This window comes from Streptomyces sp. NPDC110618 (genome assembly GCF_055657065.1).
On the sequence record NZ_JBVKBN010000009.1, the window covers coordinates 265,345 to 280,103 of the forward strand.

The following is a 14,759-nucleotide window of genomic DNA, read 5'->3' on the forward strand; positions in this document are numbered from 1 at the left end:
GACGGGGGTGCGGGTCGGAGCGCGGCGGGTCAGGACAGGCCGGACGCCCAGGAGTAGCCCTTCAAGTACGGGTCGGGCTCGATGGGCTTGCCCGAGTTCCAGACCTCCTCGATGAGGCCGTCCGCGCCGACCTTGCCTATGCGGGCCGTCTTGTGGACGTGCTGGGTGGTGCCGTCCACGGTGACCTTGCCCTCGGGCGCGTCGAAGGTGATGCCGTCGGAGGCCGCCTTGACCTTGGCGACGTCGAACGAGCCCGCCTTCTCGACCATCGCCTTCCACAGGTGCAGCGAGAGGTACGCGGCCTCCATCGGGTCGCTGGTCGGCTTGTCCTTGCCGTACTTCGCCTGGTACGCCTTCACGAAGTCGGAGTTGGCCGTCCCGGGAGTGGTCTGGTAGTAGTTCCAGGCGGTCAACTGGCCCTCCAGGTACTGCGTACCGATGCTCTTGACCTCCTCCTCGGCGATGGACACCGACAGCACCGGCATCTTCTTCGCGGTCAGGCCGGAGGACTTGTACTCCTTGAAGAAGGCCACGTTGCTGTCGCCGTTGAGGGTGTTGAACACCGCGTCGGCGCCGGAGTCCTTGACCTTGTTGACGATCGTGCTGAACTCCGTGGAGCCGAGGGGCGCGTAGTCCTCTCCGACCACCTTCATGCCGTTGGCGTCCGCGTACGCCTTGATGATCTTGTTGGCGGTGCGCGGGAAGACGTAGTCGCTGCCCACCAGGTACAGGCGGGTCAGCCCCTGCTTCTTCAGGTAGTCGAGCGCGGGCACGATCTGCTGGTTGGTGGTCGCGCCGGTGTAGAAGATGTACGGCGACTGCTCCAGGCCCTCGTACTGCACCGGGTAGAACAGCAGCGACTTGTACCGCTCGAAGACCGGCTTGACCGCCTTGCGGCTGGCGGAGGTCCAGCAGCCGAAGGTGGCGACGACCTTGTCGTCCTTGATCAGGCCCTCGGCCTTCTCCGCGAAGGTCGGCCAGTCGGAGGCACCGTCCTGGCTGACCGGCTTCAGCTTCTTGCCGAGCACACCGCCGGCCGCGTTGATCTCCTCGACGGCCAGGAGCAGCGCGTTGTGGACCGTCACCTCGCTGATGGCCATGGTGCCCGAGAGCGAGTTGAGCAGCCCGACCTTGACCGTGCTGCCCGAGGTGTCGGCCTTGGCCGCGGAGCCGGACGAGGTGTCGTCACCGGTCTTGGCGCCGCACGCGCTGAGCGCGGCGGACGCGCCGAGGGCGGTGACGCCCGTGAACAGACCGCGACGGCTGATGCTGAGCCCGGACATGCGCAACCTCCTTGCCCCGTCAGGGGCGCTGGGAAGAGTGAGGGTCTTTTCGGGGACGGGCACGTGCAGACACTCAGGGCGTGAAGGGCGCTGCGGTGGGCGCGCGCATTCCCAGCCGTACGGTGCGGTGGCGGCCTAGCTGGTGGACCGAAGTGCGGTCACAGACTGCGCCCGTGCTGTTACCCCGACGTTTCGGCACCGTTGATGAATAATTTCTGTTGGAAGTAATAGACGGCGCACGGGAGTTGGGGCGCGCGCCCCCGGTGCCGGGATGACAGCGGTCAGCGGCGCTCCGCACGCTCCGGGCGCGGATTCTTTCTGTGGAAAGCACGTGCGGGGGAAGGTAGGGTCGGCGCTGTGAGTCCCCGCGATCTCCCCCGACTGCTCAGCAGCGCGGAGCGGTTGATGACCCGTCGGCTGGCCGCCGCGCTGGAGGCCGAGAGCTGCTCCGTCGAGGAGTGGCGGGTGCTGTCGCTGCTCTCGGACGGCCGCGGACACACCATGTCCGATGTCGCCGACCGCGCGCTGATGCCCGCGCCCAGCCTCACCAAGCTGGTCGACCGCATGGTGTCCGCCACCTGGGTCTACCGCCGCAAGGACCCCGGCGACGGCCGCCGCGTCCTGGTCTACCTCTCCGCCCGAGGCCGCACCCGGCACCGCGCGGTGGCGGCCCTGGCGGAGCGGGCGCAGGACGAGGTGCTGGCCCAACTGCCGGACGTACGCGAGCTGGAGGAGGCACTGGCGCGTCTTGAGTCCGTACTGGAGGGCACCCCGGTACGGATCACAGCTGAGCGGTGATCTCGAAGTCCAGCGCGTCCGCGCGGGCGAGGTACAGCCGCTGTTCGAGATGGTTGCCGCGCAGCCGCAACGCGCCCCGGGGGCCCTCGTAGCAGACCGTGTCGTCCGGTCCCGGCGGCGCCGACACCGCCAGCGACCCGCGCCGCCGCGCGAGCGCCCCGAGCAGCATCATCCCCTCGAAGCAGGACTCGCCGAGGCTGCCCGCGACCGGCGCCTCGTCGCCGAAGCGGCGGGCGTAGCGGTGCCCGAAGGACAGGCTCTCGGAGGTCATCAGGGAGTCGAAGTAACCGGCCGCCGCCCACAGACCCTCGGCCGCGTCCGCGCCGGTCGCCAGGAGCAGGTTCTCGTCCATGTGGGTGCTCAGCCGTATGCAGCGCTGGTGCAGCCCCACCGCCGCGAACTCCCGGCCGAAACGCACCGCGTCGTCCCCGAGCAGCAGCATCAGTACCGCGTCCGCCCCGCAGGTCTCCACCCGGCGCACCACCGGCCCGAACTCCTCGGTGCCCAGCGGCACGAACACCTCGTCCACGACCCGGCCGCCGCACTCCCCGGCGACCCGGCGCGCGGTGCGGGCGGTCACCCGCGGCCAGACGTAGTCACTGCCCACCGTGCACCAGCGCCGCGCACCGGTCGCCGCGCTCAACAGCCGCATCGCCGGACCGAGTTGCCGCACATCGGTCTCGCCCGTGAGGAACACGCCGGGAGTCTGCTCACCGCCCTCGTACTGCGCGGTGTAGATGTACGGCACCCGGTGCGCGATCCGGGGTGCCAGGGCCCGGCGCACCGCCGAGTCGTGCCAGCCGACCACCGCGTCCACCGCACCCAGCGCCACCAGACCGGCCACCTCGTCCGCGACCTGCCCGGGCGCCCCGCCGCCGTCCACGACGACGAGGCGCACCTCTCGGTCCAGGACACCGCCCGCGGCGTTCAGCTCCTCCGCCGCCAGCCGCGCGGACAGTTCACAGGACAGACCGAAGATCCCGGCCGGTCCGTGCAGGGGGATGACGAGTGCGACGAGGAGGACGTCCCGTCGGTCCGAGGACAGCTGCGCTGCCGTCGTGTGCACCAGGCACCTCCGGGGGATTTCCGCGGCGGGCGTGGAGTTCGGCCCCGGCGCCCTTGCTGAGGATCTCCCGCGACGACGGAGCCTAGACCGGCGCACGATGGTTGACAATGCTCGCCGTGCCGACGTGCGGCGACGGGAACCGCGGGCCGTCCGCAGGCACTCTGAGTGGGCGGGGGCGACCCCGGGGAAGTACCGGTACGACGGGGGGTAGTGGTGAATCAGGTGCTCTACGGCGAGCGGTCGTGGAATCCGCTCGCGCGCGTCGTGGAACTGACGGACACCGGGCTGCGCAGAGGCGGCCGGATCACACCGCTGTACGAGCTGAACCTCGTGGCCATGGCCGACGCCTGTCTGCGCGGCCAGTGGCTCGGCAGCGGCGGCGCCGAGCGCGCGCTGGACAGGCTGCCGGACGGGCCGGGACTGGTGCCGGTCACCCGCGTCACCGGTACCAGCAAACCGCTGAAGGTGCGCGACGCCGCCGAGTTCGCACGCACGCTCGGGGAACTGGCGGTACGACTCAGCGGCGGTCCGGACGCGGTGGCCGCGCACGCCCGCAGGGCCGAGGCCGAGGGCGTACCGCTGTGGCTGGCCCGCCGGTTCGCCCACGGGCCGGCCGGACCCATCGCCGTCGCCGTCGACCGCCACCTGGTACGGGTGGACGTCTGGGGCCCGCACGCCCCCGCCGTGCGGATCCGCGCGCCCTACGGATTCACCGGACAGCACTCCGATCCCTCCCAGGGGCTGACGATGACCGTCGGGGAGCACTCCGCCCGGCTCGTCCTCCAGGGCCGCAAGCGCAAGTCGAAGCGGTACGTGGAGGTGACGCTGCCCGGACAGCGGTGGGTACTCAAGCGGGAGAACTCCAACGGTTCGCGGCTGCTGCGCGACGATCGTCCGGTCGCCCTCCTCGTCCGGCCCGAGGGAGCGGTGGAACCGGAGGCGGGTGCCGTGCTCCGGCCGCTGACGCCCGTGCACTACGAGAGCGGCGACCCGCTGGACGCCGTGATGGCCCAGGCCTTCGCCGTCACCTTCGGGCTCGGCGACACCACGGGCCGGGCCCGCTTCCGGGCCAGGAAGCGCCGCACGGACTTCGGCGAGCCCATCGCCGTGGACGAGTGGTGGGACCGCCCCTGGTTCAGCAACATCGGCTTCGGCAGCGACGACAACGAGTCCGGCGGCGCCGACGGCTGGGGCTCCGACGGCGGGGACGGGGGCAGTGACTCCGGCGGCTGGGGCGACGGAGGCGGCGACGGCGGGGGCGGGGGAGACGGCGGCGGTGGCGGCGGGGGCGACTGAACCCGTCCGCCGTGTGAGGTGAGGGCGACTGAACCCGTGCACCGTGTGGGGTGAGGGGGACCGAACCCGCCCTCCGCGTGCGGTGAGACCGGGCCGCCGGAGTGAAGTGCGGCGGCCCGGCGGCACTCCGTGGCCAGGTTCACATGGCCAAAGTGACATGTGGCCGACACCATGGGGGCACCTCACGCCGGGCGAAGGGATCACGTATGTTCCGCAAGGTGCTGGTCGCCAACCGTGGCGAGATCGCGATTCGGGCCTTCCGGGCGGGCTATGAGCTGGGCGCGCGCACCGTCGCCGTCTTCCCGCACGAGGACCGCAACTCGCTGCACCGCCTGAAGGCCGACGAGGCCTACGAGATCGGCCAGCCCGGACACCCGGTGCGCGCCTACCTCTCCGTGGACGAGATCGTCGCCGCGGCCCGCCGCGCCGGAGCGGACGCCGTCTACCCCGGCTACGGATTCCTCTCCGAGAACCCCGAACTCGCCCGCGCCTGCGAGGCCGCCGGCATCACCTTCGTCGGACCCGGCGCCGACATCCTGGAGCTGACCGGCAACAAGGCCCGTGCCGTGGCCGCCGCGCGCGCGGCCGGAGTCCCCGTACTCGGCTCCTCCGAACCCTCCACGGACGTGGACGAACTGGTGCGCGCCGCCGAGGACATCGGCTTCCCGGTGTTCGTCAAGGCCGTCGCGGGCGGCGGCGGACGCGGCATGCGCCGCGTGGAGGAGCCCGCCCAGCTCAGGGAGGCCATCGAGGCGGCCTCCCGCGAGGCGGCGTCCGCGTTCGGCGACCCCACCGTCTTCCTGGAGAAGGCCGTCGTCGAACCCCGCCACATCGAGGTGCAGATCCTCGCCGACAGCCACGGCGACGTCATCCACCTCTACGAGCGGGACTGCTCGGTGCAGCGCCGCCACCAGAAGGTCATCGAACTCGCGCCCGCCCCCAACCTCGACCCCGAACTGCGCGACCGGATCTGCGCCGACGCCGTCCGCTTCGCCCGCCAGATCGGCTACCGCAACGCGGGCACCGTGGAGTTCCTCCTGGACCGCGACGGCAACCACGTCTTCATCGAGATGAACCCGCGCATCCAGGTCGAGCACACGGTCACCGAGGAGGTCACCGACGTCGACCTGGTCCAGGCCCAGCTGCGCATCGCCGCCGGCGAGAGCCTGGCCGACCTCGGGCTCGCCCAGGAGACCATCACCCTGCGCGGCGCGGCCCTGCAGTGCCGTATCACCACCGAGGACCCCGCCAACGGCTTCCGCCCCGACACCGGCCGGATCAGCGCCTACCGTTCGCCCGGCGGCTCCGGCATCCGCCTCGACGGCGGCACCACCCACGCCGGTACGGAGATCAGCGCCCACTTCGACTCCATGCTGGTCAAGCTGACCTGCCGGGGCCGCGACTTCGCCGCCGCGGTGGGCCGCGCCCGGCGCGCCGTCGCCGAGTTCCGCATCCGCGGTGTCGCCACCAACATCCCCTTCCTCCAGGCGGTCCTGGACGACCCGGACTTCCAGGCGGGCCGGGTCACCACCTCCTTCATCGAGCGGCGCCCGCACCTGCTCACCGCCCGGCACAGCGCCGACCGCGGCACCAAGCTGCTGACCTACCTCGCCGACGTCACCGTCAACCGGCCGCACGGCGAACGCCCCGACCTCGCCGACCCGCTCGCCAAGCTGCCCCGGCTGCCCGAGGGTCTGCCCCCGGCCGGATCGCGCCAGCGGCTGGTCGAACTCGGCCCCGAGGGCTTCGCCCGCAGCCTGCGCGAGTCACCGACCCTCGGCGTCACCGACACCACCTTCCGCGACGCCCACCAGTCCCTGCTCGCCACCCGCGTGCGCACCAAGGACATGCTCAACGTCGCCCCCGTGGTCGCCCGCACCCTCCCGCAGCTGCTCTCCCTGGAGTGCTGGGGCGGCGCCACCTACGACGTCGCCCTGCGCTTCCTCGCCGAGGACCCCTGGGAACGGCTCGCCGCCCTGCGCGAGGCCGTCCCCAACATCTGCCTCCAGATGCTGCTCCGGGGCCGCAACACCGTCGGATACACCCCGTACCCGACCGAGGTCACCGACGCCTTCGTGCAGGAGGCCGCCGCCACCGGCATCGACATCTTCCGCATCTTCGACGCCCTCAACGATGTCGACCAGATGCGCCCCGCCATCGACGCCGTACGCGAGACCGGCACCGCCGTCGCCGAGGTGGCCCTCTGCTACACCGCCGACCTGTCCGACCCGGGCGAGCGCCTGTACACCCTCGACTACTACCTGCGCCTCGCCGAGAAGATCGTCGACGCGGGCGCCCACGTCCTCGCCGTGAAGGACATGGCCGGACTGCTGCGCGCCCCGGCCGCCGCCACCCTCGTATCGGCGCTGCGCCGGGAGTTCGACCTGCCGGTGCACCTGCACACCCACGACACGGCTGGCGGCCAGCTCGCCACCTACCTGGCCGCCATCCAGGCCGGTGCCGACGCCGTCGACGGGGCCGTGGCCTCCATGGCGGGCACCACCTCCCAGCCGCCCCTGTCGGCGATCGTCGCCGCCACCGACCACTCCGACCGCCCGACCGGACTCGACATCCAGGCCGTCGGCGACCTGGAGCCGTACTGGGAGGGCGTCCGCAAGGTGTACGCGCCCTTCGAGGCCGGACTGCCCGCGCCCACCGGCCGCGTCTACCACCACGAGATCCCCGGCGGCCAGCTCTCCAACCTGCGCACCCAGGCCATCGCGCTCGGCCTCGGCGACCGCTTCGAGGAGATCGAGGCCATGTACGCCGCCGCCGACCGCATGCTCGGCCGCCTGGTCAAGGTCACCCCGTCCTCCAAGGTCGTCGGCGACCTCGCCCTGCACCTGGTGGGCGCGGACGTCGACCCGGCCGACTTCGAACAGTCGCCCGACCGCTTCGACATCCCCGACTCCGTCATCGGCTTCCTGCGCGGCGAACTCGGCACCCCGCCCGGCGGCTGGCCCGAGCCGTTCCGCAGCAAGGCGCTGCGCGGCCGCGCCGAGGCCAAGCCGCCCGTCGAACTCACCGACACCGACCGCGACGGACTGGTCAAGGAGCGCCGCGCCACCCTCAACCGGCTGCTGTTCCCCGGCCCGACCCGCGAGTTCGAGACCCACCGCCAGACCTTCGGCGACACCAGCGTCCTGGACAGCAAGGACTTCTTCTACGGTCTGCGCCAGGCCAAGGAGTACGCCATCGACCTGGAGCCCGGGGTGCGGCTGCTGATCGAGCTGCAGGCGATCGGCGACGCGGACGAGCGGGGCATGCGGACGGTGATGTCCACCCTGAACGGGCAGTTGCGGCCCATCCAGGTCCGCGACCGGGGCGTCGCCTCGGACCTCCCGGTCACCGAGAAGGCCGACCGCTCCAACCCCGGCCATGTCGCGGCCCCGTTCGCGGGCGTGGTGACCCTGGCGGTCGCCGAGGGCGACCAGGTGAAGGCGGGCGCGACGGTGGCCACCATCGAGGCGATGAAGATGGAGGCGTCCATCACCGCCGCCAAGGACGGCACCGTCTCCCGGCTCGCCGTGAACCGCATCCAGCAGGTCGAGGGCGGTGACCTGCTGGTCGAGATCTCCTGACCGTCGTCAGCGGCGGCAGTACAGGAACAGGTGGGGCTCCGGCCCCGCCCCGGGATGGTCCGGGGTGAAGACGGTGCTGTGCCGCTCCAGCACCGTCAGCCCGGCCTCCTCCGCCAGGGCGGCGAAGGCGTCCTCGGCGAAGGAGGTCGCCCGGACCGGCTGCCCCATGAACACGATCTCCAGGTCCTCCACATCGGCGGGCACCGTGGCCAGCACCAGGTGCCCGCCGGGCCTGAGGGCGCGGGCCAGCCGCCGCAGCAGCGCGGACTGTTCCGCGCGGGACATCTGGAGCAGTGAGAAGAACACGCAGACCGCGTCGAACGACCCTTCCTCCAGCGGGAGTTCACGGATGTCGGCGTGGTGGAACTCGGCGCCGGGGACCTGGCGGGCGGCGATGTCCACCATCACGGGGGACACATCGACCCCGAGCACGGAGTGCCCGGCCTCGGCGAGTACGGCCGCGGTGGGCCGCCCGGTGCCGCTGCCCACGTCCAGGATCCGGGCACCCGGTGGCACCTGCCCGGCGAGCCACCGCAGCGCGTCCAGATGCGCGGGAGCGTGCGCGAACGCCCTTTCGTAGTCGGCGCCCAGCGCGTCGAACACCACGGCGGCGGGCGGGCGTTGGTCCTCGTACGGCACGTCGGTGTCCCTTCCTCGCTCGTCGGCCCGCATCCTCGCACCCGGCGTGTCCGGGCCACAACGGCGGCCGGGTGCGCGTCGGTATGCCCGTGACGGGGGAGAATGGGGTTCCACCGACGGTCGAACCTTGCGGAGGAGCGGGGAAGATGCAGCACGAGCGAGCGGGGCAGGTCGCCGGACCCGAGGATCTCATCGACGTGGCGCGCCTGGTCACGGCGTACTACGCGCTCCACCCCGATCCGGCCGACCCGGGTCAGCGGGTGGCCTTCGGCACCTCGGGGCACCGCGGTTCGTCCCTCGCCTCGGCCTTCAACGAGGACCACATCGCCGCCACCAGCCAGGCCATCTGCGAGTACCGCTCCGCGCAGGGCACCGACGGCCCCCTGTTCCTCGGCGCCGACACCCACGCTCTGTCCGAGCCCGCCCGGATCACCGCGCTGGAGGTGTTCGCCGCCAACGACGTCACGGTGCTGATCGACCAGACGGACGGCTACACGCCCACCCCGGCGGTCTCGCACGCGATCCTCACGTACAACCGCGGCCGCACCTCCGGCCTCGCTGACGGCGTGGTGGTCACCCCGTCCCACAACCCGCCCGCCGACGGCGGCTTCAAGTACAACCCGCCGAGCGGCGGCCCGGCCGGTTCCGACGCCACGTCCTGGATCCAGGACCGCGCCAACGAGATCATCACCGGCGGAATGAAGGACGTACGCCGCATCCCGTACACCCGCGCGCTGAAGGCCCCCGGCACCGGTCGCTACGACTTCGTGGGCACGTACGTGGCGGACCTCCCGCAGGTGCTCGACCTCGACGCGATCCGCTCGGCCGGCGTCCGCATCGGCGCGGATCCGCTGGGCGGCGCGTCGGTGGCCTACTGGGGCCGTATCGCCGAGGCGCACCGCCTCGACCTCACGGTCGTCAACCCGCTCACCGACCCCACCTGGCGGTTCATGACGCTGGACTGGGACGGCAAGATCCGCATGGACTGCTCCTCCCCGCACGCCATGGCCTCGCTCATCGAGGCCCGCGACCGCTTCGACATCGCGACGGGCAACGACGCGGACGCCGACCGCCACGGCATCGTGACGCCGGACGGCGGCCTGATGAACCCCAACCACTACCTGGCGGTGGCGATCTCGTACCTCTTCTCCCACCGGGAGGAGTGGCCGAAGGCTGCCGGAATCGGCAAGACGTTGGTGTCATCGAGCATGATCGACCGAGTGGCGGCCGACGTGGACCGCCCGCTGGTCGAAGTCCCGGTCGGCTTCAAGTGGTTCGTCGACGGCCTGTCCGACGGCAGCCTCGGCTTCGGCGGCGAGGAGTCCGCGGGCGCGTCCTTCCTGCGCCGGGACGGCTCGGTGTGGACCACCGACAAGGACGGCATCATCCTGGCGCTGCTCGCCTCCGAGATCACGGCGGTCACCGGGAAGAGCCCGTCACAGCACTACGCCGCACTGACGGACCGCTTCGGCGCCCCCGCGTACGCGCGCGTCGACGCGCCCGCCACCCGCGAGGAGAAGGCGCTGCTGGCGAAGCTGTCCCCGGCCCAGGTCACCGCCGACACCCTGGCCGGCGACCCGGTCACCTCGGTCCTGACGGAGGCCCCCGGCAACGGCGCCGCTCTCGGCGGCATCAAGGTCTCCACCGCCAACGCCTGGTTCGCGGCCCGCCCCTCCGGCACGGAGGACGTCTACAAGATCTACGGCGAGTCCTTCCTCGGCGCGGACCACCTGGCCCGGGTCCAGGAGGAGGCCCGGTCCGTGGTGCTGGCGGCGCTGGGCGGCTGACATGAGCGAGGCCGTGGTGACGGCACTCATCGCGGCCGGTGCCGCGATCGGCGGCGGGGCGCTGACCGGCTGGTTCGCCCTCGCCGCCGCGAAGCGGCAGGCCGCCGCCGCCTGGGCGGCGGGCGAACGCCAGGCCGCGGCGGCGTGGGAGGCGGGCCGCCAACAGGCCGCCGCCGCCTGGGACGCGGGCCAGATCCAGGCCACGGCCCAACTGGACGTCGCCCGCCGCACCTTGACGGAACAGAACCTGGCGTCCCAACGGGCGGTGCGCAGGGCGGCGTACGTGGCCTTCCTCAGCCGGACCGACAGTGCGCGGCTCGCGTTGGAGGCCTGGCGGAACGCGATCGGTACGGGGGACGAGACAGCGCGTCGGCGGGAGTACGACACGGCGATGGCGGAGGTGGGGGAGGCGCTGAATGTCGTACGGCTGGAGGGGCCGGAAGGGGCGGTCACGGCGGCGGAGCGGCTGAGCGGTGCGCTGTTGGCGACGACGCCCGGCGGCCAACACGCGGTTCTGCAGCGGGAGTTCCTCGACGCGGCGCGGGCCGCGCTGGCGCCTTTGTAGTCCACCCTGGGTGGATAAGATCCGCAGTGCCTGACGTGAAGGGGGCCTGGTGCAGCCGAAGGTGTCGTACGAGGACCGGTCCGACGGCATCACTGTCGTGCGGGTGGAGGGGGACGGCTCGTGGGCGCCTGAACTGCGTGAGGTGCTGGCGCGGTTGGCCGAGGAAGGGCGGCTGATCTTCGTCGTCGACCTCAGTGCGGTGGAGGACATCGACAGCACGAAGCTCGGGGCTCTGGTGGGCGGACTGAAGCGGGTGCACTTCAAGGGCGGGACGCTCGCGCTGGCGGGTGCCGGTGAGAAGATCCGCACCGTTTTGGCCAAGACCCGGCTGACCAGTGTCTTCCGTGTCCACGACGACGTCCCGAGCGCGGTGACGACGATTGCCGCCGAGTATGCGGAGGAGGGGGTCGAGCAGCGGCGCGCGGCCATCGAGGAACGCCGGGACCGCAAGCGGGGCGCGGCCCTTGAGGGGCGGGCCGCCAGCAGGCGGCAGCCGTTGGAGCAGGGCGTCATCACCCGGGGCGAGTACACCTACGAGCACGTCTCCGACGACGTCACGGTGGTGAGCGTCGCGAACGAGTACAGGGACCTGGAGATCAGCGTCTACACGGCTCCGGCTCTGCGCACCGTGCTCGTGGACCTGGTGAACCAGGGGCGGTACTTCCTGGTCGTGGACCTGGCGGGCATCGCCTTCATCGACTCGACCGGACTCGGCGTATTGGTCGGTGCCCTCAAGCGAGTGCGGGTGCACGGCGGGGAGGTGGCGGTGGCGGTCCCGACCGTGCGCATAGGGAAAGTGTTCCGGATCACCGGACTGGCCTCCGTTTTTGCCCAGTTCGACACGGTGGACGCCGCGGTCGAGTTCCTCGGCCGACAGGCGGCCAACGCCTATGCCTGACACCGAGGATCGGCGTCGTACCGCCGCCCACTGGGACCCCGTGCGCCTCGGAGTGCACCCCGCTCCCGGCCCCGACGGCACGGCCGACCTGCCGCTGACCGAGTACCTGACCCGTCCGCACGACGACACCCTGCGCCAGCGGCTGGCCCGCGCCGCGGCCTCGAACGACGCCGTGTTCGTGCTGCTGGTGGGCCGCTCCGCGAGCGGGAAGACACGCGCCGGCTACGAGGCGGTCGTCGATGTCCTGCCTGACTGGCCCGTGCTGCATCCCGCCGATGGCGAGGAGCTGCTCGCGGCGGCGATCGGCCCCCGCACAGTCCTGTGGCTGGACGAGACGCAGCGCTACCTACAGGGCGCCGCAGGCGAACGCGTCGCCCGGAGCCTGGTCCGGCTCCTCGACCGAGTCGCACCGCTCGCCATCGTGGGCACCATGTGGCCGGAGCACCTGCGGCGGCTCACGCAAGGCATCGACGACGAAACTCCGTATGTACGGAGGCTGCTGACCGGACGTCATGCGCGCATCGCGGTCCCGGACGCCCTCCCCGCCCAAGCACCCGAAGTCGCCGCCGCGGCTGCCCGGGACCCCCGCCTGGCAGCCGCCGTCCGCGCCGCGGGCCCCGGCAGCCGGGTCTTCCAACATCTCACCGGAGGACCGGAGTTGGTCCGCCGCTGGGACATGGGCCCCGACCAGTGGTTCACGGCGCCGGAACATGCCGTACTGACCGCGGCGGCGGAGGCGCGCAGGCTCGGGCACGCCAGCGCCGTACCGGCGGCGCTGCTGAAGGAGGCTGCGGCAGGATTCATGGATGCCAACTCCCGTGCCACCGCCGGCAAGGAATGGTTTCCGGAAGCGATCCGCGCCCTGACCTCCGCCGCACACGGCCCCGCGCCGCTGATCGCCGAACGGTACGAGCCGGGCGTGGGCGACCCCGACAGTTACCGCCCCGACGACTACTTGGAGCAGCACATCCGGCGTGTACGGGCCCACCGCGCACCGCCCGCCGAGTTCTGGGCCACCGCCATCTGGGCCAGAACCCCCGATGACCTCTACGCCCTGGGCCGGGCCGCCGAACAGCGCCGCCGTTACGGCTGCGCCGCGCAGTTGTACGAGCATGCCGTCATCCAGGGCCAGGCGCGTGCCCGAGCCGCCCTCGCACTGCTCCGGGAGCGGACCGACGGCCGGGCCGCCGCCGAGGAGACCGCGGCGAGCGACCCCGCCGCCTGGGCGGCGCTCGCCGTTTCGCGGGAGTCCCGGCGGGACAAGCAGGGCGCCTACGACGCCTACCAGCACGCCGCGGAGGCGGGCGATGCGTGGGCCTGGTCCGCCATGGCCCGCATCCGCGAGGAGGCCGGCGACTCTGCCGCCGCCGACGAGGTCGCGGCGCGGGCGGCTGCCGCCGGGCACGCCCTGGCCTGGCGCACCCTCGGCCGGATGCGCGCCGCCGACGGCCCCGCGGCGGCCAAGGCGTTCGAGCAGGCCGTGGGCGCGGGTGACGGCTGGGGACACCTCGGGCTGGCCCAGGTCGCCGAGCGCGCCGGTGCCCTCCCCGAGGCGGTACGGCACGCGACCCGCGCCGCCGACGCGGGCGTCACCGCCGCCTGGGCGCTGCTCGTCCGTCTGCACTGGGCCCTCGACGACACCACGGCGGCCGTGGAAGCGGCCACCGGGGGAGCGGACGCCGGAAACCCGGAGGGCTGGTCCCGGCTCGCCCAACTCCGCCATACCGATGGTGACTTGTCCGGCGCCGCCGCTGCCCACCGGGAGGCCGCGGCCCTCGGCTTCGGCGCGGCCTGGCGCGAACTCGCCCTGCTGGCAGAGGCGGACGGCGACACGGCCGCGGCGGAGGAACAGGCCGCGCAGGCAGTACGTACCGGCGATCCGGAGGCGTGGACCGCCCTGTCGGAGGACCGGGCCGCACGCGGCGACGACGAGGGCGCCGCCCGTGCCGCCGCCGAGGCGGCCCGCGCCGGAGACGTAGAGGCCTGGATCACGCTGGCCCGCAGCCGGGAACGCGCCGGGGACACCGAGGGCGCGGAACGCGCCGCCGACCTGGCCGCCGAGCGGGGTTCCCCGGCGGCCTGGGCCGCCCTGTCCCGGATGCGTGAACGCGCGGGCGACCGCGAGGGCTCCCGCCGTGCGGTCCGCCGGGCCGCCGCCCTCGGCGCCTTGGACGCCTGGACCGCCCTGGGCCGCGTCCGTGAGGCCGGCGACGACACCGCGGCCGCCGAGCGCGCCTACCTGCGCGCCTGCGAGGCCGGCGACGTGGAGGCGTACGCCGCACTGGGCGCCCTCTACCTCGACCAGGGCCGCACTGCCGAGGCCCGCGACGCCTACCGCGGGGCCGTGGACGCGGGCCTGCTCGACGCCTGGGAGGGGCTGCTGTCCGCTCTCGCGGCCCAGCCCCCGCGTGCCGCGTCGGCCCAGACGGTGGCCCGGCTGCGGCGGACGGGGCTCGACCCTTAGGGCCTGTCGTTTGGATCATCCCGGCGTCGCGGGCCCTGGCACGCACTCCCCCAGAGGGGGGACCCCCAGCCGCGTTGTCGTCGGTCGCCGACTCCCCCACGCTCGGCTTCGCTCGCGCGGGAGGGACCCCCATCGCGTCGACTCCCTCCTCCGCCTTGCAGCTGCACGCACCAGACCCCGCTCGGCTCAGTCACGACGGACCGTCGATCAGAGCCAGGCTGATCCAAACGAAAGGCCCTAGGGCGTGTTTCGAAAGTCCCGCCTGCCCTGCGGCGTCTGGCACGCACGCTCGCGGCGTTGCCGGAACGCCCGAATAGCTCCGCTATTAGGGCGCTCCGGCGCCTTGCGATCGCACGCACCAGACGCCGCAGGGCCCGCCCTT

10 protein-coding genes and 1 pseudogene are annotated in these 14,759 nt (G+C 72.7%); 8 read left to right on the forward strand and 3 right to left on the reverse strand.

Annotation, left to right across the window (positions count from 1 at the left end; all coding sequences use genetic code 11):
- Positions 1 to 29: 29 nt before the first annotated feature.
- On the reverse strand, positions 30 to 1,283 hold the full coding sequence (gene urtA, locus ACZ7L7_RS18390) for an urea ABC transporter substrate-binding protein (protein ID WP_285511913.1): 1,254 nt from the start codon (positions 1,281 to 1,283) through the stop codon (positions 30 to 32).
- A gap of 357 nt (positions 1,284 to 1,640) precedes the next feature.
- Here urtA and ACZ7L7_RS18395 point away from each other — a divergent pair, with 357 nt between their 5' ends.
- Positions 1,641 to 2,081 (forward strand): MarR family winged helix-turn-helix transcriptional regulator, encoded by a 441-nt coding sequence (locus ACZ7L7_RS18395; protein ID WP_285511914.1) that lies wholly within the window; start codon positions 1,641 to 1,643, stop codon positions 2,079 to 2,081.
- On the opposite strand, the gene ACZ7L7_RS18400 is transcribed toward ACZ7L7_RS18395, so the two are convergent.
- Positions 2,065 to 3,147, reverse strand: a complete 1,083-nt coding sequence (locus tag ACZ7L7_RS18400; RefSeq protein WP_472076504.1) for a substrate-binding domain-containing protein — start codon at positions 3,145 to 3,147, stop codon at positions 2,065 to 2,067. The genes ACZ7L7_RS18395 and ACZ7L7_RS18400 overlap by 17 nt on opposite strands.
- Positions 3,148 to 3,360: 213 nt before the next feature.
- Between ACZ7L7_RS18400 and ACZ7L7_RS18405 the strand changes: the two genes are divergently transcribed.
- Together ACZ7L7_RS18405 and ACZ7L7_RS18410 are read left to right on the forward strand one after the other, a co-directional pair.
- Positions 3,361 to 4,443, forward strand: coding sequence for a hypothetical protein (locus tag ACZ7L7_RS18405; RefSeq protein ID WP_471592186.1), 1,083 nt, complete (start codon positions 3,361 to 3,363; stop codon positions 4,441 to 4,443).
- 206 nt (positions 4,444 to 4,649) lie between these two features.
- Positions 4,650 to 8,024, forward strand: coding sequence for a pyruvate carboxylase (locus tag ACZ7L7_RS18410; RefSeq protein WP_285511917.1), 3,375 nt, complete (start codon positions 4,650 to 4,652; stop codon positions 8,022 to 8,024).
- Positions 8,025 to 8,030: 6 nt separating this feature from the next.
- On the opposite strand, the gene ACZ7L7_RS18415 is transcribed toward ACZ7L7_RS18410, so the two are convergent.
- A complete protein-coding gene (locus ACZ7L7_RS18415) occupies positions 8,031 to 8,696 on the reverse strand; it encodes a class I SAM-dependent methyltransferase (protein ID WP_453605176.1) in 666 nt (221 codons plus the stop codon).
- Positions 8,697 to 8,809: 113 nt separating this feature from the next.
- Here ACZ7L7_RS18415 and pgm point away from each other — a divergent pair, with 113 nt between their 5' ends.
- The 5 genes and pseudogenes from pgm (at position 8,810) to ACZ7L7_RS18440 (ending at position 14,377) form a co-directional block, all read left to right on the forward strand.
- Positions 8,810 to 10,450 (forward strand): phosphoglucomutase (alpha-D-glucose-1,6-bisphosphate-dependent), encoded by a 1,641-nt coding sequence (gene pgm / locus ACZ7L7_RS18420; RefSeq protein ID WP_471428892.1) that lies wholly within the window; start codon positions 8,810 to 8,812, stop codon positions 10,448 to 10,450.
- 1 nt (position 10,451) lies between these two features.
- The gene (locus ACZ7L7_RS18425) at positions 10,452 to 11,015 is read left to right on the forward strand and encodes a hypothetical protein (RefSeq protein WP_453605172.1); all 564 of its coding nucleotides are present in this window, start codon (positions 10,452 to 10,454) and stop codon (positions 11,013 to 11,015) included.
- A 61-nt stretch (positions 11,016 to 11,076) separates the two neighbouring features.
- A pseudogene (locus ACZ7L7_RS18430) lies at positions 11,077 to 11,373 on the forward strand (STAS domain-containing protein); the annotation flags it as partial.
- Between the two features lie 153 nt (positions 11,374 to 11,526).
- Positions 11,527 to 11,913 (forward strand): STAS domain-containing protein, encoded by a 387-nt coding sequence (locus ACZ7L7_RS18435; RefSeq protein WP_453605220.1) that lies wholly within the window; start codon positions 11,527 to 11,529, stop codon positions 11,911 to 11,913.
- Positions 11,906 to 14,377 carry a hypothetical protein gene (locus ACZ7L7_RS18440; protein WP_471592189.1) on the forward strand — a complete coding sequence of 824 codons (2,472 nt, stop codon included), beginning with the start codon at positions 11,906 to 11,908 and terminating at the stop codon, positions 14,375 to 14,377. Before ACZ7L7_RS18435 ends, ACZ7L7_RS18440 begins: the two co-directional genes overlap by 8 nt.
- Positions 14,378 to 14,759 lie beyond the last annotated feature (382 nt).